General features: G+C 73.5%; 15 protein-coding genes. 8 read left to right on the top strand and 7 right to left on the bottom strand.

Annotation, left to right across the window (positions count from 1 at the left end; all coding sequences use genetic code 11):
* The first annotated feature begins 41 nt into the window (after positions 1 to 41).
* Together AWQ70_RS40690 and AWQ70_RS29745 are read left to right on the top strand one after the other, a co-directional pair.
* Positions 42 to 2,114 carry a serine/threonine-protein kinase gene (locus AWQ70_RS40690; RefSeq protein WP_218004711.1) on the top strand — a complete coding sequence of 691 codons (2,073 nt, stop codon included), beginning with the start codon at positions 42 to 44 and terminating at the stop codon, positions 2,112 to 2,114.
* Positions 2,115 to 2,188: 74 nt separating this feature from the next.
* Positions 2,189 to 2,938: a glucose 1-dehydrogenase gene (locus AWQ70_RS29745; RefSeq protein WP_067183274.1), complete on the top strand. Its 750-nt coding sequence runs from the start codon at positions 2,189 to 2,191 to the stop codon at positions 2,936 to 2,938.
* A gap of 18 nt (positions 2,939 to 2,956) precedes the next feature.
* Here AWQ70_RS29745 and AWQ70_RS29740 read toward each other — a convergent pair whose 3' ends face one another.
* Positions 2,957 to 3,583: a PaaI family thioesterase gene (locus AWQ70_RS29740; protein WP_067183271.1), complete on the bottom strand. Its 627-nt coding sequence runs from the start codon at positions 3,581 to 3,583 to the stop codon at positions 2,957 to 2,959.
* A gap of 179 nt (positions 3,584 to 3,762) precedes the next feature.
* Between AWQ70_RS29740 and AWQ70_RS29735 the strand changes: the two genes are divergently transcribed.
* A complete protein-coding gene (locus AWQ70_RS29735; protein ID WP_067183268.1) occupies positions 3,763 to 4,407 on the top strand; it encodes a CHAP domain-containing protein in 645 nt (214 codons plus the stop codon).
* 76 nt (positions 4,408 to 4,483) lie between these two features.
* Positions 4,484 to 8,170, top strand: a complete 3,687-nt coding sequence (locus AWQ70_RS29730) for a protein kinase domain-containing protein (RefSeq protein ID WP_084517949.1) — start codon at positions 4,484 to 4,486, stop codon at positions 8,168 to 8,170.
* Here AWQ70_RS29730 and AWQ70_RS29725 read toward each other — a convergent pair.
* The gene (locus AWQ70_RS29725; protein WP_067183261.1) at positions 8,148 to 10,394 is read right to left on the bottom strand and encodes an MMPL family transporter; all 2,247 of its coding nucleotides are present in this window, start codon (positions 10,392 to 10,394) and stop codon (positions 8,148 to 8,150) included. The two genes, AWQ70_RS29730 and AWQ70_RS29725, sit on opposite strands and share 23 nt — an antisense overlap.
* Positions 10,395 to 10,500: 106 nt before the next feature.
* Here AWQ70_RS29725 and AWQ70_RS29720 point away from each other — a divergent pair, with 106 nt between their 5' ends.
* Positions 10,501 to 11,043: a TetR/AcrR family transcriptional regulator gene (locus AWQ70_RS29720; RefSeq protein ID WP_067183258.1), complete on the top strand. Its 543-nt coding sequence runs from the start codon at positions 10,501 to 10,503 to the stop codon at positions 11,041 to 11,043.
* 16 nt (positions 11,044 to 11,059) lie between these two features.
* Here the strand turns inward: AWQ70_RS29720 and AWQ70_RS40220 are convergent, their stop codons facing one another.
* Positions 11,060 to 12,538 (bottom strand): serine/threonine-protein kinase, encoded by a 1,479-nt coding sequence (locus AWQ70_RS40220; RefSeq protein ID WP_067183255.1) that lies wholly within the window; start codon positions 12,536 to 12,538, stop codon positions 11,060 to 11,062.
* 288 nt (positions 12,539 to 12,826) lie between these two features.
* Here AWQ70_RS40220 and AWQ70_RS29705 point away from each other — a divergent pair, with 288 nt between their 5' ends.
* Entirely contained in the window at positions 12,827 to 13,651 is an 825-nt protein-coding gene (locus AWQ70_RS29705) for a HipA family kinase (RefSeq protein ID WP_067183248.1), read from the top strand.
* A complete protein-coding gene (locus tag AWQ70_RS29700) occupies positions 13,648 to 14,034 on the top strand; it encodes a DUF3037 domain-containing protein (protein ID WP_067183245.1) in 387 nt (128 codons plus the stop codon). Before AWQ70_RS29705 ends, AWQ70_RS29700 begins: the two co-directional genes overlap by 4 nt.
* Here AWQ70_RS29700 and AWQ70_RS29695 read toward each other — a convergent pair.
* The 3 genes from AWQ70_RS29695 to ispG form a co-directional block, all read right to left on the bottom strand.
* The gene (locus tag AWQ70_RS29695) at positions 14,015 to 14,857 is read right to left on the bottom strand and encodes a GNAT family N-acetyltransferase (RefSeq protein WP_067183243.1); all 843 of its coding nucleotides are present in this window, start codon (positions 14,855 to 14,857) and stop codon (positions 14,015 to 14,017) included. The genes AWQ70_RS29700 and AWQ70_RS29695 overlap by 20 nt on opposite strands.
* A gap of 97 nt (positions 14,858 to 14,954) precedes the next feature.
* Positions 14,955 to 16,652, bottom strand: coding sequence for an alpha/beta hydrolase (locus AWQ70_RS29690; protein ID WP_067183241.1), 1,698 nt, complete (start codon positions 16,650 to 16,652; stop codon positions 14,955 to 14,957).
* Positions 16,653 to 16,770: 118 nt separating this feature from the next.
* A complete protein-coding gene (gene ispG / locus AWQ70_RS29685) occupies positions 16,771 to 17,934 on the bottom strand; it encodes a flavodoxin-dependent (E)-4-hydroxy-3-methylbut-2-enyl-diphosphate synthase (protein ID WP_067183238.1) in 1,164 nt (387 codons plus the stop codon).
* Positions 17,935 to 18,297: 363 nt separating this feature from the next.
* Between ispG and AWQ70_RS29680 the strand changes: the two genes are divergently transcribed.
* Positions 18,298 to 19,464: a lytic polysaccharide monooxygenase gene (locus AWQ70_RS29680; protein ID WP_245647206.1), complete on the top strand. Its 1,167-nt coding sequence runs from the start codon at positions 18,298 to 18,300 to the stop codon at positions 19,462 to 19,464.
* A 50-nt stretch (positions 19,465 to 19,514) separates the two neighbouring features.
* On the opposite strand, the gene dxr is transcribed toward AWQ70_RS29680, so the two are convergent.
* Entirely contained in the window at positions 19,515 to 20,720 is a 1,206-nt protein-coding gene (gene dxr, locus AWQ70_RS29675) for a 1-deoxy-D-xylulose-5-phosphate reductoisomerase (protein ID WP_067183236.1), read from the bottom strand.
* Positions 20,721 to 20,799: the final 79 nt, after the last annotated feature.

Raw genomic sequence — 20,799 nt, 5'->3', positions numbered from 1 at the left:
GATCGGTGACAATTGTCCGTTCCGGTGAGAAGTTCGGAAGGATGAATGCCTGGACGGTTCCGGGATACCGGGAGGTGCGCGAGCTCGGCGCCGGGGGCGCCGGGCGGGTGGCGCTGGCGACCTACGAGGCGACCGGCGCGCTCGTCGCCGTCAAATACCTCCGTCCCGAGCTCCGGGGCGACCCGCGCTTCCTCTCCGGGTTCCGGAGCGAGGCCCGCCTCATGGTCGAGATCAACGACGCCAACATCGTCCGGCTCTACGAGTACGTCGAGACGTCGGCCGGCGCGGCCATCGTCATGGAGCTGGTCGACGGCGTCTCACTGCGCCGCATCCTCACCGAGCACGGCACGACCAGCCCCGAGGCCGCGCTCGTCGTGCTGAAGGGCTCGCTGGCCGGCCTGTCGGCCGCGCATTCCTGCGGGGTCGTCCACCGGGACTACAAGCCGGAGAACGTCCTGGTCCAGGCGGACGGCGCCAGCAAGCTGTCGGACTTCGGCATCGCGGCGCCCAGCGGCGACCCGGGCGTGCCCGCGGGAACGCCCCCGTACATGGCGCCGGAGCAGTGGGAGGGCGCGCCGGCCGGTCCGGCGACCGACGTCTACGCCGCGACCTGCGTGTTCTTCGAGTGCCTGACGGGGCGCCGGCCGTACCGCGCGGACCACGCGGCGGGGCTGCGGCACCAGCACCGGAGCGCGCCCATCCCCCTCTCGGACGTGCCCGCCTCGGTGCGCGGGCTGGTCGGGCGGGGCCTGGCCAAGAACCCGGCGGACCGGCCGCCCACCGCCCGCGCGTTCGTCGCCGACCTGGAGGCCGCCGCCGTCGCCGCGTACGGGCCGGAGTGGGAGCAGCGCGGGCGGCGGCACCTCGCGGAGCTGGCCACCCTGCTCGCGTTGACGTTCCCGCTCGCGCAGCCCGCCCAGCCGTCCGAGGCGGGCACCTCGCTGGCCCGGACGGTGTTGTCGGACCGATTCGCCCACTTCGCCCCCAGGTTCGCGATCGGCGCGACGCTGCTGTCCGCGGTCATGGTGGCCGCCGTGGTGGCGGCGAACCGGCAGGCGCCGGTCGCCGACGACAGCAGCCTGCCGCCCGCCGCCTCGACACCGGCCGCGTCCGCCCCGGTCGCGCCGCCGGAGACCGGCGACAGCGGCGACACCGGCGACACCGGCGAACCGTCCGGCCGGCCGGCCGACGAGCCGCCCCGCGACGGCTCCTCAAGCGGCGACGCGTCCGCGAGCCCGGCCGGGAAACCGGCGGGCGGGGCGACCGGCGGAGCCACCGGCGAGCCGGGCGACCGGGACCCGTCCCCGACGCCGCGCCCCGCGCCGCCGTCGGTCGCGGATCTCGGCGTCGGCGGATGGGACGGCCGCTCCGCCGCCATCAGGGTGCGGACGACGAACGGCGGCGCGGTGACCCTCGCCGTCAGGTTCTCCGAGGGCACGTCGCCGGACGAGTTGCGTCCCGTCACCGCGCAGACCATCCCCCTGGAGGGCGCGACCTCCTACTCCCCCTCCGTCCAGCACTCGTTCGCCGATCCCGCCTGCGGCACGGCCGTCTACCGCCGGGTCGAGGCGTCGACCGTGCCCAGGGCGCCCGGGGGCACCGCTGCGGCGACCGTCCGGGTGAAGGGCCCGGCGTGCCCGCCGCCCGCCGTACGGAGTGTGGCGATCGCGCGGTGGGACGGGACCGCCGCGACCGTCGAGGTCGCCACCGAGGAGGGGGCCGGCGGCACCGGGCCGGTCGAGGTGATCGCCGAGTTCACCCGCGACGGCGCGACCGTGGCGCGCGACACGCGCACCCTGTCGGGCCGCACGTCGTACTCTGTGGAACTCACGCCCGGCCCGATCGCGGTGGACTGCGGCACGACCGCGGTGCTCGGCGTGACGGTCCGGACGGAGCCCGCCGCCGTCGGCGGCGTCCGGACGAGCCGGACCCGCGTCACCGGGCCGCCGTGCGCGGACCCGGAGGAGTCGCCGGACGGCGAGACGCCGGACGCGCAACAGACACCGGGCGACGGGACACCGGGCGGTGACAGCCCGAAGCCCGGCACGCCGCCCGCCGACACGCCGGAGGCCGACGGCCGCGCGGATCTTGTCGCCCTACCAAGCGTTCGCTAGGTTAGCGGCGGAAGGCGGGAGCGGCCTACTGTGCGGATGAGGCCGCGGCCACAGGGCGAACGCGGGAGGAAGCCATGGGCATGCTCGACGGCAAGGTCGCGCTGATCACCGGCGGAGCGCGCGGGATGGGCGCGTCACACGTCCGCCTCTTCCTCGAGGAGGGCGCCCGCGTGGTGTTCGGCGACGTGACCGACGAGGAGGGCAAGGCGCTGGCCGACGAGACCGGCGCGACCTACCTCCACCACGACGTCACCCAGCCCGCCGACTGGGACCGGGCGGTGGCCACCGCCGTCGAGACGTACGGACGGCTCGACGTGCTGGTCAACAACGCCGGCATCCTGATGTTCCGCCGGATCGCCGACATGACCGTGGAGGAGTACCAGCGGGTGCTCGACGTGAACCTCAAGGGCACGTTCCTCGGCGTCAAGTCGGCGATCGAGCCGATGAAGGCCGCCGGAGCGGGCTCGATCGTGAACATCTCCTCCATCGAGGGCTTCATCGGCGCCGCCGGGCTGTCGGCCTACTCCGCCTCGAAGTTCGGCGTACGCGGTCTCACGAAGGCGGCGGCGCGGGAGCTGGCCCCCTTCAAGATCCGGGTGAACTCGGTGCATCCCGGCGCGATCAACACGTCCATGGTCGCCAACCCGGAGCTGATGGCCGAGGTGGACGGCGAGCAGTTCGTGAAGGCGATGGTGATCAAGCGCTTCGCCCAGCCGGTGGAGGTCTCCCACGTCGTGGCCTTCCTCGCCTCCGACCGGGCGAGCTACTGCACGGGCAGCGAGTTCACGATCGACGGCGGCCTGCTGACCGGCGCCGGGTACTGAGCCCGCGGCCGGGCGGTCTCACTCGGCGACGGCGTTCACCCAGGGGGCCGGCGTGATGAACAGGCCGGTCGCCTCCACCAGCACGGTGCCGTCCGGGAGGCTGATCGTGCCGTCCACCCAGGTCTTGCGCCCCTCGGTCCGGGTCGCGGCGGCCCTGCCCACGACCAGCCGCCCGTACGGCACACGCTGCCGGTAGCGGATGGTCAGCGTGCCGGTCATGCCGGCCCGGCCCGCCGCCGCCGCGGCGTCGCCGAGCAGGTGATCGAGGATCATCGCGCTGACGCCGCCGTGCACGCTGTCGGGCGGCCCCTCGTGCGTGGGACGGAACTCCAGGTCGGCGCGGGAGCCCTCGGCGTCGCGTTCGATCACCAGCGGCAGGGCGTGCGGGTTGCAGGCGCCGGTGACGGCGTTGCCGAGGTGCCGGAACCCGCCCCGGGTGAGCTCGGGGACCGGCGGACGGTCGCGGCGGGCCGCCTTGAGGCGCTCGGTGAGCGCCACCAGCTCGGCGGTGACGGCGGTCATCTCGTCCTCGCTCACATCGGTGAGCACCACCGCGTCCACCAGCTCTCTGACCTGCTGCGCGAGCACGGCCTGAGCCGAGAGCCGCGTCTCCTCATCGTGTTCGGGGGCGAGATCCATCGTCATGCCCGTGATTCTAGAACGCGTTCCATCCATCTCAGCATTTGGGGTAGTTTGCCCATGTTTAGGTAAAGAAGCTTTGGTTTGTGCATATCTGGCGTTGAACATCCCTTTTGAGATGGCTAGCCTCCGTCGTCACGTAGGACCCCCGACGAACAGAGGCCCCCTTCCGTATGAGCCCAGAGATGACGAAGCTGCTCGACCTGCTGCGCTCGCAGGTCGGTTACAGCGTGCAGCGCAACGGCCACACCAAGTACGGCCAGTGGTACAACAACGTCGAGCACGACGACGACTACTCCGACCAGCCCTGGTGCGACATGTTCCTGTCCTGGGGCGCGCGCCAACTGGGCTACGACGACTGGTTCGGCCAGTTCGCGTGGACCGTCGGCCATGCCAGGTGGTTCAAGGAGCAGGGCGCCTGGGGCGGGAAACCCGTCCCCGGCGCCCTCGTGTTTTACGACTGGAACGGCACCGGGACGATCAGCGGCATCGACCACGTGGGCATCGTGACCAAGGTCATCGGAAACAGGATCCAGACGATCGAGGGCAACATCGACGGCGGCCAGGTCAAGATCAAGATCCGCGACCAGAACTCCGTCGTCGGCTACGGCTACCCCGAGAAGGTCAAGGAGCGCGTGGAGCGGGCGCAGAAGATCTCCGCGACGAAGGCGTCGGCGCAGCACCTCACGACGGCCCCGCAGGACGTGAGCCCCCAGGCGATCATCGCCTCCGTCCTGGTCGCCGCGGTCGCCCTCTCCGTCACGCGGGCCCGCCGCCGCGTCCGCGCCCGCATCCTCGCCGACCGGCCGTCCGCACGCTCCCGGATGTGACTCCCCGGACTCTGTGACATCTCACGCACCCCGGTCGATAACCACCTAGATCACCTCATCGCCCGGGAGCCGTCGCATGAGTCCGACCCCCCTCTTACCCGGTGACCCCGTGCGCGTCGGGGAGTACGCGCTGGCGAGCCGCCTCGGCAGCGGCGGCCAGGGCGTCGTCTACGAGGCGTACGACGCGGAGGGCGTGCGTGTGGCGCTGAAGGCCCTGCACGCGGACGGGTTGCGCCGTCCCCCGGCCAAGGAGGTCGCGGCCGCCCGGCGGGTGTCGTCGTTCTGCACCGCCAAGATCCTGCACGTCGATCTCGACGGCGACCGGCCGTACATCGTGAGCGAGTTCGTGGACGGCCCCAGCCTGCGCTCGGCGGTGGAGCGGGCCGGGCCGTACGCGGGCGACGACCTGCACCGGCTCGCCACCGGCGTGGCGACGGCGGTGGCCGCCGTCCACGAGGCGGGCGTCGTGCACCGGGACCTCAAGCCGGACAACGTCCTGCTCGGCGCGGACGGGCCGCGGGTCATCGACTTCGGCATCGCCCGCATCCTGGAGGGCTCGCTCACCGCCGACAGCGGGCTCGTCGGCACGCCCGCCTACATGGCGCCCGAGCTGTTCTCCGGGGGAACGGCCGGGCCCGCCGCCGACGTCTTCGCCTGGGGCGCGGTGATGGTGTTCGCCGCGACCGGCTCGGCCCCGTTCCAGCGGGACAACGTCGCCGCGGTCGTGCACCAGATCCTGACCGCCGACACCGACCTCAGCCCGTTGCCCGAGCCGCTGCGCGCGCTCGTGTCCGGGGCGCTCAGCAAGGACCCCGGCGCGCGGCCGACCTCGCGCGAGCTCCTGCTCGGCCTTCTCGGCGGTACCGCCGCGCCGCGCGGGTCGCTCCTCACCCGGGGCAGCGACACGGCGGCGACCGTGCGGCCTCCCGAGACGCTCGCCGCGTCCGCCCCCGAGCTGGGCGAAACGGCCGAGGAGGTGTACTCGTCCCTGCCGGAGGCCGAGCGGGCCGCCGTGCCGCGGATGCTGCTCCGCATGATCGGCCCGGAGAACGAGCTGTACGCCGTCGAGGAGGCCGAGTTCCACGACGACGCCGACGGCGCGACCCGCGGCATGGCGGCGGACGGCGAGGAGACCGGCCCGGCCGCCGTGCTGGACCGCTTCGTCTCCGCCGGTCTGGTGACCCGCGCGGGCGGCCGGGTGAGCCTGGCCAACGCCGCCGTGCCGCAGGCGTGGTCGCGGCTGCGCGACTGGATCGCCGACGAGCGGGCCGGGCTTCCGACGCACCACCGCGTCCGTCTGGCGGCGCGTGACTGGGAGGCGGGCGGCCGCAAGGACGCCGACCTGCTCGGCGGCGCCGGGCTCGACGCCGCCATGCAGTGGGCGGCCACCGCCCGCCGGCACATCACGCTCAACCGGCGGGAACGCGCCTTCCTCGACGCCAGCGCGTCCCTGGCCCGGCGGCGCACCCGGCGCCGCCGTACGGCGGTGGCGGCCCTGGCGACGCTACTCGCCGTCGCGGTCGCGCTCGGCGGCCTCGCGGAGGTCCTGCGCCGCGACGCCGATGCCCAGCGCAGGGCCGCCGTGGCGCAGCGCGCCATCGCGCAGGCGGAGCGGGCCAGGGCGGACGAGCGCAGGGACGTCGCCGTGGCCGACCGCCTGGCCGCCGAGGTGCGGGAGCTGCGCGCGCCGGACCCGGTCGCCGCGATGCGGCTGAGCCTCGCCGCCTGGCGCGTCTCCGCCACCGCCGAGGCCCGGTCGGCCGTGCTCGGCTCGCTGGCCCAGCGTGAGCTGGCCGTCTTCGGCCCGCCGTCGGTCGACGCCGCCTGCCACAGCGCCGACGGGACGACCGAGGCGGTGCTGACCGGCGGCGAGCTCGAACTCTGGGACGTCGCGTCCGGCCGGCGCACGAGCACGGTCTCCGGGATGGCCGAGGGTGGATCCGACTGCGAGCTGAGCGCGGACGGGCGGCTGCTCCTGACGGGAAGCACCGCGGGCACCTACAAGGTGACGGACGCGGCCACGGGGAAGTCACGCGGGGAGGTGCCGGGAGACTTCGCCCGCTTCACGGCGTCCCCTCGCCACCTGGTCACCACGACCGGCGACCGGGAGCGCCTGCTCCGGCTGCCGGATCTGACCCCGGTCCCCGGGCTGCCGGAGGCGTACCGGATCGGGACCGACCCGGCGGGCGAGTACGCCGCGCTGCAGCAGGAGGACGGCCACGTCGATCTCTACCGGCTCGACGGGCCCGAGCGGATCGCGCGTCTCGGCTCCGGGAAGAACGGCCGGGCGGACCGGGAGCTGAGCGCGGAGGACATCGCCGTCGCCCCCGGAGGCGCGCGGATCGCGCTCGCCGCGGGTCTCGACGTCGTCACGCTGACGCCGGGCCGGCCCGCCGCTCCGCGTACCGGCCATGCGCCGAAGGGCGCCGGCGAGCGGGACCTGGTCGCTACCGCCGCGTTCAGCCGCGACGGCGCGGTGCTGGCGACGGCCAGCGGCTGGGCGGTGCAGGTCTGGGACCCCGTCACGATGAGGGAGCTGGGCCGGTTCGACTATCCGGGATTCTGGCCCATCTCGGTCGCGTTCTCCGGTGACGGCGACCGGCTCGTGGTCGGCGGGTTCGACGGCACCGTCCGGACCCTCGACGCGCGCGCGTTCACCCACCCGGTACGGCTGCGCACGGCCGACGGCTCACCGGGTGGCCGCGTGCTGGGCGCGCTGTTCAGCCCGGACGGCACGACGATCGCCACGGTCTCGGCGAAGGCGGTGCGCTTCTGGAACCGCCGGACCGGCGAGCAGATCGGGCGGGACGTCGCGGGCCCCTGGGATGCCCGGTGGGACACGCTCAACGCCACCGCCGTCGTGGTCCCCGCGATGGCGTTCTCGCCGGACGGGAAGACGTTCGCGACCGTCCGCTCCAACACGGTCGTGTCGCTGATCGACGTGGCGGCCGGACGCGAACGCGACCGGATCCTGCTGCCGGAGAACACTTTCGACCATCCGGAGGAGGTCTTCGCCCTGTCGTTCAGCCCCGACGGGAAGACGTTCGCCCTGTCCGACGCGCGGGGCAAGGTCCGGCTCTACGACACGGCGCGGCTCCGGCCGTCCGGGGACATGAAGGCGTCCCTGGTGACCACGCTCGTCTGGAGCCCCGACGGCCGGACGCTCGCGCTCGGCGCTCCCGACCGGACCATGCTGTGGGACGTCGCGTCCGGCGCCCCGGGCAAGCCGTTCGCCAGGGAGCACAGCAGCGAGGCGCTCGCGTTCAGCCCGGACGGCGGCGGCCTGGTCGTCCGCGGCGAGAACGAGTGCTCCTGCGCGGGACAGGTGGGCCCGGCGGTCGACGCGCGCGCCTGGATCTGGGACCCCGGAACCGGACGGCCGGCCGATCCGCCGCTGGAAGGACACACTGAGCCGGTGATCGCCGCCGCCTACTCCCCGGACGGCCGGACGGTCGCCACGGCGGGTGCGGACGACACCGTCCGGCTGTGGGACGTCGCGACCCACCGCCCGATCGGCCTGCCGTTCACCGACCACACCGACGACGTGGTCGCGGTCGCGTTCGGCCCGGACGGCCGCACGTTGTCCTCGGTCGCCGCCGACGGCACCGTCGTGACCCGGAACCTCGACCCGGACGACGCCTTCCGCGCCCTCTGCCTGCGCGCCGGCGGCGGCCCGTCCGAAGGGGACTGGTCCCGGCTCGTCCCCGACGTGCCGTACCGCGCGACGTGCGAGCCGGGAGTCAGTGACGCCCGGCCGTCGTGAGGCCCCGGTCCGGCGCCGCCTCCGCCGGCTCGTCCTCGTGGCCCTCGATCGAGGTGTTCGGCAGGACGCGGTCCAGCCAGCGCGGGATCCACCAGTTGAGCCGCCCCAGCAGCACCATCGTGGCGGGCACCAGGAAACCCCGGATGATCGTCGCGTCCACGGCGATCGCCACCGCGAGCCCGACGCCGAACACCTTCACCAGCGGGTCGGGATAGGCGACGAACGCGGTGAACACCGCCACCATGATCAGCGCGGCGGAGGTGATCACCCGCCCGGTCGCCCCCAGGCCCTCGGCCACCGCGGCCCGGTTGTCCCCGGTCCGCGCGTACGCCTGCCGTACGGACGTGAGCAGGAACACCTCGTAGTCCATCGACAGCCCGAAGAGCACCGCGAACAGCATCAGCGGGACGTACGTGTCGATCGGCACCGAGAAGAACAACGTCTGCACGAACGTGCCGTCCGGGGAGAAGGGCGGGTCCATGCCGACCAGGCGGCTGCCCAGGCCCATGGAGAACACCACGGCCAGCGCCCCGAACGCGGTGCCGAGCGAGACCAGGTTCATCAGCGCCGCCTTGATCGCCACGAGCGGGGCGCGGAAGGCGAGCAGCAGGAGCAGCGCGCTGAGCAGCACGACGACCGCGACCACCAGCGGGGTCCGGCCCATGATGCGGTCGCCGGCGTCCGCGAGCCCGGCGACCTCGCCGCCGACGTGGACGCTCATGCCCGGGATCTCGATCGCGCGCACCCGGGACACGACGTCGAGGGCGCGCGGGTCGCTCGGCGCGTACTCGGGGATCGCCTGCACGAGCACCGACCGGCCGTTCTCGTTGACCTTGGCCGGCGACACGTGCGCGACGCCCTCGGTGCGCTGGAGCCGCCGGGTCAGGTCCCGTACGAGGGGGTCGGCCGGATCGGTGTCGGCGATCTCGCGGTCCAGTTCGGCGACGACGACGAGCGGCCCGTTCGCGCCGGGCCCGAACCCGACCGACACCAGCTCGTACGCCCGACGCTCGGCGGTGCCCCGGTCGGAGTAGCCCTGGTCGAGGGAGCCGAGCTTCAGCCCCGCCACCGGGGCGGCCAGCGCGGCGAGCACCACCACCGTGGCGGTCAGCACCCGCCACGGGCGGCCGGCCACCCACGTGCCGAGCGCCGCCCACCCGGTCGCGGTGCCATGGGCGCCCCGGCTCGCGACCCGCCCCACCAGCGGCAACCGCAGCGCGTTGACGCGGTGCCCGAGCAGGCCGAGCAGCGCGGGCACCAGGGTGACCGAGGTGAGCACGGCGGTCACGACGGAGATGCCGGTGACCCAGCCGAGCGTGCGCAGCATCGGGAACCCGGCCAGCGTCAGGGCGCTCAGCGCGATGACGACCGTGCCGCCCGCGAAGACGACCGCGCCGCCGGAGCTCGCCACCGTGCGCCGCACCGACTCACGCACCGGCACGCCGTCCGCCAGCAGCCTGCGGTGCCGCGAGAGCAGGAACAGCGCGTAGTCGATGCCGACGCCGAGCCCGATCATCGTGGCCATGATCGAGGCGACCTTGGGGACGTCCATCACATGGCCGAGCAGGCCGATCACGCCGAGGCCGACGCCGATGCTGACCAGTGCGGTGAAGACGGGGATCAGCGCGGCGACCAGCGTGCCGAAGGCGAACAGCAGGACCAGCAGTGCGACGGCCACGCCGATGATCTCGCTGGCGCCGGTCTTGATCTCCTTGTCGGCCGGGGAGGCGGACATCGCGGGCACCACCTCGACACCCGCCTTCGCCGCCGGCTCCGCCGCCGCGACGAGCGCGCTCGCGGTCTCGCCCAGCTTGGCGCTGTTCTGCCCCGCCAGCTTCACCGTGATCAGGCCGATGCGCTGGTTGGACGCCATGCCGCCCATCCGGTACGGCGTCTGCGCCTCGACGACGTGCGGGACCTTCCGTATCCGGCCCAGTGTGTCGTCGACCGCCTTCTCACGGTCCTTCGACATGAGGGTGCCCTCGGCCGTGTACAGCACGAGCTGGACGGTGCCGCCGACGTCGTAGCCGGGGCCGAACCCCTCGCGCATCAGCTCGTGGGCCCGCTGCGCGTCGGTGCCGGGGATGGCGACGTTGTTGCTGACCGGGCTGCCGAACACGACGGTGCTCGCGGTGAGCAGGCCCGCCGCGAGCACCCAGAACGCGAGCACGATGCGCCCGTGCCGGGCGCACCACCCGCCGAGACGTCCGAGAAACGAAGTCATTGGGAACCCGCCCGCCATGTCCCTGAAAAGCCGACCTGTACGGTCGTACAGGATGAGCGTAAGACGCGAATCACATCGAATGCCGCGCTCACCTAGAAATGAGACGATGACCACATTCCACTCCGGGAATGACACCCGGTCCCGCATCCTGGCCGCCGCGCGGGAGCTGTTCGCCCGGCGGGGCTACGCGGCCACGTCGCTGGCCGACATCGCGTCCGCGGTGGGCCTGACCAAGACGGCCGTCGCGTACCACTTCCACCCGAAGGACCGCCTGGCCGCCGAGCTCATCACGCCCGCCGCCGAGGACATGCTGCGGCTGCTCGGAACGGACTTCGGCGACGATCGCCCGGCCTACATCCGCGCCTTCGTCTCCTTCGCCGTACGGCACCGCACGGTGATCCGGCTGCTCATGGAGGACATCGGCGGCGCCGACGACGCCCCTCCCGGCTCTCTCGGCGAGGCGATCCGCACCTTCCGCGACGAGCTGTACCGGCGGCTGGCCGGAGACGACCCGGACGACGCCACGCGGGTCCGCGCCTGGGCGGTGCTCGGCTGCGTGCAGGCCGCCGTCGTCACGACCACCGACGCGCCCGCCGACGTGGTCGAGGACGCCGTCACCCGCGCGGCCCTCGCGGTCCACACGTCCTGACCGCGCGCTACGGAGATCAGGGGTCGCGGGCGAGGCTCCCGCTGTACGCGACCTCGCCCGTCCCGTCCTTGATCACGTCGACGGTCGCGCGGTCGCCGGTGCGCGTGAAGACGACGGTCCCCGGATAGCAGCTCTTCCCGGTCACCCCGTCCAGGCGCAGGATGACGTCGCCGTCCCGCTCCCCCTGCCGGGTCAACCGCCCCTCGCAGTGCAGGTCGGCGCCCCAGCGCATCCGCGACGTCCCGGACAGGTAGATCTCCACCGGGAACGTCCGGGCGGCCGCCGGATAGCGGGCCACCCCGGTCCACATGCCGTCGATCGCCGCCGCGGCGGCCCCTCCCCCGTCCCCCTGGGTGTCGTCGCGGGTCATGAGCAGGACCGCCCCACCGGCGAGCGCGGCCACGGCGACGACCGCCGCGGCCATCGGCCACCGGCGCCTCCGCGTCGCCGGAGCCCCGCCCGGGACCGCCGCAGAGCCCGCCGCGGGCAACGTCACGTGAGCCACGCTCGGCACCGCCGGAGCAGCCGCCGCGGGCGACGTCGCCTGCATCGCGATCCCCGGGAAGGCACCCGGGGAGTGGGCAAGGGAGGCGGCGGGGCCGACGCCCGGCGAGGTGACCGGGGCGTCGGCAGGGAACGTGGCAGGACCGGCACCCGGCGAGGTGACCGGGACGGCTCCGGGGGCGGCCGCCGCCTGTCCTCCGCCGAGCAGGCGGCCGAGCACCTCCTCCGCGCCCGGGCGGTCGCCGGGCGCGCTCGCCAGGCAGGCGACCACGATCTCGCGGAGCGGGCCGGCGAGGGGCCCCAGGTCCGGCGTGCCGTACAGGATCCTGGCCAGGATGGCGGCGTAGGTCTCCGCGGCGAAGGCGTGCCGCCCGCTCGCGGCGAACGCCACGGTGAGCGCCCAGCTGAACATGTCGCCCGGCGGCCCGGCGGGCTCGCCCCTGAGCTGCTCGGGAGCGAGGTAGGCGGGCGTGCCGACGGGGCCGCCGGTCGTGGTGGTGGCGTCGAGCAGGCGCGAGATGCCGAAGTCGATGACGCGCGGCCCGTCCGCGCCGATGAGGACGTTGCCCGGCTTGAAGTCGCGGTGGACGACGCCCGCGCGATGGATGGCGGCGAGCGCGGTGGCGGTCCCGACCGCGACCCGGTCCAGCGCGCCGTCCGTTCTCGGGCCGTACGTCCTGACGTGTTCCTGCAACGAGACGCCGTCGACGTACTCGCTGACGATGTAGGGCCGGTCACCGGCGAGGTCGGCGTCCAGGACCTGCGCGGTGCAGAAAGGGGCGACCCGCCGCACGGCCTGGATCTCCCCGGCGAACCTGCGCCGGTCGCACCCGGCCAGGCGGGCGTGGAGCAGTTTCACCGCGACGCGCGCGCCGCCGGGACCGGTGGCGAGGAAGACCACCCCCTGCCCGCCCGCGCCGAGGCGTCCCTCAAGGAGGTAGTCGCCGATCCGCCGTGGGTCCTCCTGGCTGAGTGGGGAGAGCCGCGACATCCGCCATACGTATCACGAGCCCCTCTTTCCCCCCAATCGGGACGACTGCGCCTATCCGAAGACCTCGATCGCGCAGCGCGCCGCCCCCGCCTTCGCGATCCGGGCGTCACTCGTCACCAGAGGACAGTCCAGCGTCTCCGCGAGCGCGACATAAAGGCCGTGGTACGCACTCCGGTTCTCGCGGAGCCCCCACGCCCGTTCGAGATGGGGCGGCAGCGGAGCCCGCTCCATCGGCAGCGCGCGGCGCTGGTTCAGCGCGGGCCGTGGACGGCCGATAGCCTTGGCGGCGTGCTGGAACAGATCACGGCGACGCGCTATGTGACGCCCCTCAGGGAGGGCGGCTCGCTTCCCGGCGTCGTGGAGGCCGACGATCTCGGCACCTATGTCGTGAAATTCCGGGGAGCCGGGCAGGGGCGGCGCGTCCTCGTCGCGGAGATCATCTGCGCGGAGCTGGCCCGCGGCCTCGGCTTCGCCACCCCCGAGCTGAAGCTCATCGATCTCGACCCCCAGCTCGGGGCGCGCGAGCCCGACGAGGAGATCCAGGACCTGCTGACCGCCAGCGCGGGCCGCAACCTGGCGATCGACTTCCTCCCGGGCGCGCTCGGCTTCGACCCGCTCGGCTGGCGGCCCGACCCGGACTTCGCGTCCCGGCTGCTCTGGTTCGACGCCCTGATCCACAACGTGGACCGGAGCTGGCGCAACCCCAACCTCCTCGTCTGGCACGACGACGTGTGGCTGATCGACCACGGGGCAGCGCTCTGGTTCCACCACAACTGGCGGTCGGCCAACCCCCGGCGCCCCTTCGACGGCAACGACCACGTCCTCGCGCCGTACGCGACCGAGATGGACGCGGCCGACGCCGAGCTTGCCCCGCGCGTCACCCGCGACCTGCTCGACAAGGTGACCGCGCTGGTCCCCGACGAATGGCTGGAGGACGAGCCCGGCTTCGACGGTCCCCAGGCCGTACGCGACGGATACGTCGAGCACCTCCTGGCCCGCGTGGCCGCGCCGCGCGACTGGCTGCCAGGTCCGGCGACCGCGCCTCCTCCGGCACGCGAACGGCAGGGCTCGATCGGCCGCTTCTGGCGCGCCGCGCGGGAGGAGGGCCGATGAGCCGCGACGTCTACGAGTACGCGGTGATCCGGGTGATCCCCAGCGTCGAGCGGGGCGAGCTGATCAACGCGGGTGTGATCCTCTACTGCCAGCCGCGCGGTTATCTGTGCGCCCGGGTCGAGCTGGACGAGGCCCGGCTGCGCGCGCTCAGCTCCTCCGTGGACCTCCCCGGCGTACGGCACGCGCTGGCCGCCTACGAGTCGGCCTGCACCGACGACGCCGGGCCCCTCGACGGCGAGGCCCCGGGCAGCAGGTTCCGGTGGCTGACCGCCCCGCGCAGCACGATCGTGCAGACCGGGCCGGTCCACGCGGGCCTGACCCTCGACCCGGCGGCCGAGCTCGACCACCTGATGGACCGGCTGGTCAGAAAAGCACGGACATGAACGTGTCGACCTCGCGGAAGCCGACCCGCCGGTAGGCCGCGCGCGCGGGCAGGTTGTAGTCGTTCACGTACAGGCTGACCAGCGGCGCGAAGTATTTCAGCGCCTGCTCCACGACGGCGGCCATCCCGGCCGAGGCGTGGCCGCGCCCCCGCAGCTCGGGATCGACCCACACCCCCTGGATCTGGCACACCTGCGGGGTGACCGCGCCGATCTCGGCCTTGAAGACCACCCGGCCGTCGTCGATGCGGGCCAACGACCTGCCGATGCGGATCAGCTCGGCCACGCGGGACCGGTAGAGCGCGCCGCCGTCCCCGTTGTCCGGGGAGACGCCCACCTCCTCGGTGAACATCGCCACGCAGGCGGGCAGCAGGATGCCGAACTCCTCGGGCTTGACCCTGCGTACGAGCGGGTCGGGCTCGACGGCGGGGGCGGAGGTCGTGGCCATCACCGGCTGGGCCCGGCGGATCGCCCGGGCCGGGCCCCAGTGCGGCTCCAGCCGCTCCCAGAGCTGCTCGACGGCGACGGCCGGGCCGACGATCGACGAGCACCGCCGCCCCTGCTTACGGGCACGGTCGGCGAACGCGAGCACGGCCTCGCGGCCGGCGTTCACCGGGACCAGGTTGGCCCCCGCGTAACAGAGGGAGACCAGCCCGCCGCGCGGGCCGTACCCCCACATCTGCCCCCCGAGGCGGGTCGGGCTCAGGCCGACGGACCTGACCCGGGAGGCGACGAAGACGTTGGCGACCGGATCGGAGTCGAGGAGCGCCAGCACCTCTTCGCGATCGTTGTCGTCGAGGACGCGCGACGCCGAAGTACGCAGCATCACGGGCCAAGCCTACGCGACCGTCTCGATTTTGGAAGTCAGGTCGTGTCTGACAAATCACGCCCTGCCATCCCCGGTGCCCCGCCTCGGGGACTCCTCAACCGGCGCGCCCCAGCAGCAGCTCGGTCAGGCGTTCGCGGACGCTCGGCCCACCCGCCGCCATCGGGGTGACGGGACGCGGCTCGGTCGGCCCGGAGCAGCCCACGTCGGCGCCCTGGGCGGACGTACGCGGCGGCGCGGTGGCGTCGCGCAGGTACGCGGCGAGGTACTGGTCCACGCAGGAGTTGCCGGCCAGCGCCACGCCGTGGTCGCCGCCGGGCACGGTGACCAGCCGCGCGGTCGGGAACAGGCCGCGGACGCGCAACGCGCCCGCTGCCGGAGTGGCGGCGTCGCGCCGCGCCTGGAACAGCAGGATGGGCGGCAGCTTCGCCGTCCCCACGGGGCGGGGTGTGCCGCCGCGCTCGGACCAGAAGGCGCACGGCGCGTTGTAGACGGCGTTGGGCCAGGCGAGGAACGGCGCGCGGGCGGCGACCCGGGTCGTGTCCGCGTGCCAGCGGGACCAGTCGCGCGGCCACGCGGCGTCGCGGCACTGGACGCCCAGATAGACGGCGTAGCCGTTCTCCTCGGTCGCGTCGTTCGCGGCCAGCGCGTTGTAGGCGGTGACGAGCCCCGCAGTGTCGCCCTTCTTGACGTAGTCGGCGAACACCTGGGCGAGGCGGGGCCAGACGACGCTCGAGTAGCTTCCCACGGTGTAGAGGTCGTCCAGCTCGCTCGGCCCGACCACGCCGCCCGCCGGACGCTCGCGCAGCCGGGAGCGCATGGAGTACCACGCGAAGTCGAGCCCCGACCGGGTGCGCCCGAGGCGGTACACGTCGTCGTGCCGGGCGATCCAGTCGAGGAAGTCCCGGTGACGCCGGTCGAAGGCGTAGTCCTGCGCGATGTTCGCGTCGTACCACACGCCCGCGGGATCGACCACGCTGTCGAGCACCAGCCGCCTGACCCGCTGCGGGAAGAGCGTCGCGTACACGGCCCCCAGATAGGTGCCGTACGAGTAACCGAGATAGCTGATCCTGTCCTCGCCGAGGGCGCTCCGGATCGCGTCCATGTCGCGCGCCGAGTTCTCGGTGGTGAGATGCGGCAGGAACCACGCCCAGCGGTTGCCGCACGCGTCGGCGTACTCGCGGGCGCGGGCGACCAGCGCCCGCTCCTCCCCCGCGTCGCGCGGCACGTTGTCCAGCCGCGGCGGCGCGAAGAAGCGCCCGGGGTCCACGCAGCTCAGCGCGGGCTCGCTGGCCCCCACCCCGCGCGGGTCGAAGCCGATCACGTCGTACCGCGCGGCGACGTCCGCCGGGAGCGACGTCGCGACGAACCTGGCCAGCGAGCGCCCGGACGCGCCGGGCCCGCCCGGGTTGACGAGCAGCACGCCGAGGTGGTTGCCGTCGCGGGGAGCCGTCCCCTTGACCCGGTTCAGCGCGAGCGAGATCTGCTGCCCCTGGGGCACGGCGTAGTCGAGCGGGACGCGGAGCGTGCCGCACTCGACCTGGCCGGCGGGCGCCTGCCGCCGCCCGGCCACGGGGCGGGTGACGTGCGCGCCCGCGTCACCGATCCTGCCGAGCGCCTGGCCGAGCGCGCCCGTTCGCGGCCCGGCCTCCTCGCACGGCCCCCATGTGATCGCCTCGGGGAAGCCCGTACGCGCCGACGCGCTCGCCGGCCCCGCTCCGCCGGCCCCGTTGACCGCCGTGACGCCGGTGACGAGCACCGTGACACCCGCGACCACACCGATGAATCGCCTCACCCGTACGCTCCCTCTGCTCAGACGGCAGAGGCAAGCTTGGCGTGGGTGACCGATCGGTCACGCTGCGCATCCGGAGATGTCTGTCAGGCTGTAATCGTTACGTTGCGAAGTGTAACGGTCAGCCGACGACGACCTCGGGGCCGGGAGCGTCGTCGCCGAGGTCGACGTCCACGCCCATCTCCTCGGCGAGGCGCAGCGCCTCCTCGATGAGGGTCTCGACGATCTGCGACTCGGGCACGGTCTTGATGACCTGGCCCTTCACGAAGATCTGGCCCTTGCCGTTGCCGGACGCGACGCCGAGGTCGGCCTCGCGCGCCTCGCCGGGGCCGTTGACGACGCAGCCCATCACGGCCACCCGCAGCGGGACCTTAAGTCCGTCGAGGCCGGCGTGGACCTGCTCGGCCAGGGTATAGACGTCCACCTGGGCCCGGCCGCAGGACGGGCAGGAGACGATCTCCAGGCCGCGCTCGCGCAGGTTCAGCGACTCCAGGATCTGGCAGCCGACCTTGATCTCCTCGACCGGCGGCGCCGAGAGGGAGACACGGATCGTGTCGCCGATGCCCTCGGCGAGCAGCGCGCCGAACGCCACCGCCGACTTGATCGTGCCCTGGAACGCCGGCCCGGCCTCGGTGACGCCGAGGTGGAGGGGGTAGTCGCACTTCTCGGCGAGCAGCCGGTACGCCTGGATCATGACGACCGGGTCGTTGTGCTTCACCGAGATCTTGATGTCGCGGAAGCCGTGCTCCTCGAACAGGGAGCACTCCCACAGGGCCGACTCGACCAGCGCCTCGGGGGTGGCCTTGCCGTACTTCTTGAGGAGGCGGGGGTCCAGGGAGCCCGCGTTGACGCCGATGCGGATCGGCACGCCGTGGTCGGACGCCGCCCTGGCGATCTCGCCGACCTTGTCGTCGAACTTCTTGATGTTGCCCGGGTTGACGCGGACGGCGGCGCAGCCGGCCTCGATGGCGGCGAAGACGTACTTGGGCTGGAAGTGGATGTCGGCGATCACCGGGATCTGGGACTTCCTGGCGATCACCGGAAGCGCGTCGGCGTCGTCCTGCGACGGAACGGCCACGCGCACGATCTGGCAGCCCGCCGCGGTGAGCTCGGCGATCTGCTGGAGCGTGGCGTTGACGTCGGCGGTGAGCGTGGTGGTCATCGACTGCACCGAGACCGGGGCGTCCCCTCCGACCGGGACCGAGCCGACCATGATCTGCCGCGACACCCGCCGCCGGGCGATCGGCTGGGTCCTGACGGTGGGAATCCCGAGATCAACAGACATTTCAGCACCTTGGGTTCTGGTCGACGGCCACGTACGGGCTCTCCCAGTCTAGGGAGTCCCACCGGGATCCCCGGCCCGGTGTCCGGTGTGTCCGATCCCGTACGGCGGGCCCGGCCGATGAAGGTTTCATCGCCCGGCCGCCGGATGGAGCGGCCTGATCTGCGGGGACGCGGAGCGGACCGCCCCGCGTACGCCGCGTCGCTGGGCGGGCGCGCGGGCCGGGGTTAGTGTCCGGAGCGCGTGAGCGCTTACGCGCAAATGGTCGGTATGTCAGCGGCTGTCCCCGGCCGGCGGTCTCACCCCGCCGGCGGTGCCGTGCTGCGCCACGAGTGCGGCAGCCTTGACCACGCGAAAGGGTAACCCGTGGGAGCACCACGAATAACACCACGAATAACACGGTCACGACTGACCGTCGCCACCGTCCTCACCGCACTGTCCGCCCTCGTCGCCGCCGCCCTCGTCGCCGCCGCGCTCGTCGCCGCCCCCGCGTCCGCGCACGGCGCCGCGATGCTCCCGGGCAGCCGGACGTACCTGTGCTGGAAGGACGGGCTCACGCCGAACGGCGCCATTGTCCCCAACAACCCGGCCTGCGCGGCGGCGGTCGCCCAGAGCGGGCCCAACTCGCTCTACAACTGGTTCGCGGTGCTGCGCTCCGACGGCGCGGGCCGCATGTCGGGCTTCATCCCGGACGGCAAGCTGTGCAGCGGCGGCGCGGTCGTCTACGACTTCAGCGGGTTCGACCTGCCGCGCGCCGACTGGCCGGTGACGCACCTGACCTCCGGCGCGTCGGTGCGGATCAAGTACAACAAGTGGGCGGCCCACCCCGGCACGTTCCGCTCGTACATCACGAAGGACACGTGGAGCCCGACCCGGCCGCTCGCCTGGAGCGACCTGGAGTCCACGCCCTTCGACAGCGTCACCGACCCGCCGAGCGTCGGCTCCCCGGGCAACGAGGACGCCTACTACTACTGGGACGCCAGGCTGCCGTCGGGCAAGAGCGGCCGGCACATCATCTACACCGTGTGGCAGCGGTCGGACAGCAACGAGACGTTCTACGGCTGCTCCGACGTGGTGTTCGACGGAGGTTCGGGCGAGGTGACCGGGGTGGGGCCGGGCGGCTCGTCCCCGTCCCCCAGCCCGTCCGCCTCACCGAGCCCGAGCCCCAGCCCCAGCCCCTCCGCGAGCCCGTCCGCGTCGCCGAGCCCCTCGACCTCTCCGGGCCCGGGCGGCTGCGCGGCGACGTACACGATCGCGAACCAGTGGCAGGGCGGCTTCCAGGGCGAGGTGACGGTGCGCAACACCGGGACCGCGTCCATCGGCGGCTGGACAGTGGGCTGGACGCTCCCCTCCGGTCAGACGATCACCCAGGTCTGGAACGGCACCGCCACCCAGTCGGGCGGTTCGGTGACGGTGAGGAACGTGGGCTACAACGGCGCCCTGGCGCCGAACGCCTCGACGACGTTCGGCTTCCTGGGCAACGCGTCGGGCGCCGTCACCGCCCCTTCGAGCGTCACCTGCACGGCGGCCTGATCGCCTGACGGACGCGCGGGGACCCGGGACGGGCGTGCCTCCCGGGTCCCTCAGGCCGTCAGCTCGGCGGCCCGGGCCCTGGCCCACTCGTCGGCGGCCAGCACCTCCTCGACCGTCGTCGCCTGGCCGGTCACGTGCTCGGACACCACCTGGGCGACGGTGTCCACGATGCCGGGGAACGGCAGCGCGCCCTTCATGAACGCCTCCACGCACACCTCGTTGGCCGCGTTGTAGACGGCCGGGGCGGTGCCGCCCTGGACGCCGACCTGCCGGGCCAGCGCGACGGCGGGGAACGCCTCGTCGTCGAGCGGCTCGAAGGTCCAGGTGTGCGCCTGGGTCCAGTCCACGGGGAACGCCGCGCCGGCGACGCGCTCCGGGTACCCCAGGGCCAGGGAGATCGGCAACCGCATGTCGGGAGGGCTCGCCTGCGCGACCGTCGAGCCGTCCACGAACTCGACCATCGAATGGATCACCGACTGCGGGTGGACCACCACGTCGATGCGGTCGAACCCGATGTCGAAGAGCAGGTGCGCCTCGATCACCTCCAGGCCCTTGTTGACCAGGGTCGCCGAGTTGATCGTGATGACCGGCCCCATGTTCCACGTCGGGTGGGCGAGCGCCATCTCGGGCGTGACGTCCCACAGCTCCGCGCGCTTCCTGCCCCGGAACGGCCCGCCGCTCGCCGTGACGACGAGGCGCCGCACGGCCCGCGCGTCCGCTCCCGAGGGGCCGGCCGCCCACAGGCACTGCGCGAGCGCCGAGTGCTCCGAGTCCACCGGGAGGATCTGCCCGGGCTTGGCCAGCCGCTTGACGAGCGGCCCTCCGATGATCAGCGACTCCTTGTTGGCCAGGGCCAGGTCCCGGCCCGCCTCCAGCGCGGCCAGCGTCGAGGTGAGGCCCAGCGCGCCGGTGATGCCGTTCAGCACGATCGGCGCGTCCCCCGATCCCGCGCCGCCGGACGGCCACGTGGCGACCTCGGCGACTCCCTCGGCGCCCGCGAGGACCTCGGGCGACACCCCGTGCGCGGCCAGCGCCTCCTTCAGGGCGGGTACGGCCGACGGGTCCGCGACGGCCACGGCCTCCGCGCGGAACTCCGCGGCCTGGCGGGCGAGCAGGTCGACGCGGCCTCCTCCGGCGGCGAGCGCGTTGATCCGGAGCCGCTCGGGATTCCTGGCGACGACGTCGAGCGCCTGGGTGCCGATGGAACCGGTGGAGCCGAGAAGGACGACGGGACGCGGGCTGGATTCAGGAGTCATCGTTCCATTGTCCCGCGCCGCCCCCCGCCCGCGGCGTCAGGGGAACGAGACGGGCGCGCTGCCGCCGCCACACCCGGTG

The sequence above is a fragment of the Microtetraspora niveoalba genome, from assembly GCF_001570405.1.
Taxonomy (GTDB): Bacteria; Actinomycetota; Actinomycetes; order Streptosporangiales; family Streptosporangiaceae; genus Microtetraspora; species Microtetraspora niveoalba.
Note: the sequence above shows the minus strand (reverse complement) of the source record. Positions and strands in the feature narration are given on the sequence as shown.

Coding starts and splice junctions, on each gene's coding strand:
- AWQ70_RS29725 (WP_067183261.1), bottom strand. CDS start 10,394: ATGACTTCGTTTCTCGGACGTCTCGGCGGGTGGTGCGCCCGGCACGGG.
- AWQ70_RS29730 (WP_084517949.1), top strand. CDS start 4,484: ATGAGTCCGACCCCCCTCTTACCCGGTGACCCCGTGCGCGTCGGGGAG.
- AWQ70_RS29700 (WP_067183245.1), top strand. CDS start 13,648: ATGAGCCGCGACGTCTACGAGTACGCGGTGATCCGGGTGATCCCCAGC.
- AWQ70_RS40690 (WP_218004711.1), top strand. CDS start 42: ATGAATGCCTGGACGGTTCCGGGATACCGGGAGGTGCGCGAGCTCGGC.
- AWQ70_RS29695 (WP_067183243.1), bottom strand. CDS start 14,857: ATGCTGCGTACTTCGGCGTCGCGCGTCCTCGACGACAACGATCGCGAA.
- ispG (WP_067183238.1), bottom strand. CDS start 17,934: ATGTCTGTTGATCTCGGGATTCCCACCGTCAGGACCCAGCCGATCGCC.
- AWQ70_RS29745 (WP_067183274.1), top strand. CDS start 2,189: ATGGGCATGCTCGACGGCAAGGTCGCGCTGATCACCGGCGGAGCGCGC.
- dxr (WP_067183236.1), bottom strand. CDS start 20,720: ATGACTCCTGAATCCAGCCCGCGTCCCGTCGTCCTTCTCGGCTCCACC.
- AWQ70_RS29720 (WP_067183258.1), top strand. CDS start 10,501: ATGACCACATTCCACTCCGGGAATGACACCCGGTCCCGCATCCTGGCC.
- AWQ70_RS29735 (WP_067183268.1), top strand. CDS start 3,763: ATGACGAAGCTGCTCGACCTGCTGCGCTCGCAGGTCGGTTACAGCGTG.
- AWQ70_RS40220 (WP_067183255.1), bottom strand. CDS start 12,538: ATGTCGCGGCTCTCCCCACTCAGCCAGGAGGACCCACGGCGGATCGGC.
- AWQ70_RS29740 (WP_067183271.1), bottom strand. CDS start 3,583: ATGACGATGGATCTCGCCCCCGAACACGATGAGGAGACGCGGCTCTCG.